General features: G+C 62.7%; 1 protein-coding gene. It reads left to right on the forward strand.

Annotated elements, in window-relative coordinates:
* A partial coding sequence (locus tag AVR91_RS41765) for an adenosylhomocysteinase (protein ID WP_211282838.1) occupies positions 1-199 on the forward strand: 199 nt, incomplete at its 5' end.
* Positions 200-244 lie beyond the last annotated feature (45 nt).

Raw genomic sequence — 244 nt, forward strand, 5'->3', positions numbered from 1 at the left:
CGCGCAGATCGAGCTGTTCACCAAGCACGAGGAGTACGACAAGGAGGTCTTCCGCCTCCCGAAGAAGCTCGACGAGAAGGTCGCGAAGATCCACCTCGACGCGCTCGGCGGTGAGCTCACGAAGCTGACCAAGGAGCAGGCGGAGTACATCGACGTGGACGTCGAAGGTCCGTTCAAGACCGACCACTACCGATACTGACCGCTGCCGGCCTCGTGAGTGGCTGCGGCCGAGGTTGCGAAAGCC

It is taken from the genome of Amycolatopsis keratiniphila subsp. keratiniphila (genome assembly GCF_001620365.2).
GTDB lineage: Bacteria > Actinomycetota > Actinomycetes > Mycobacteriales > Pseudonocardiaceae > Amycolatopsis > Amycolatopsis keratiniphila.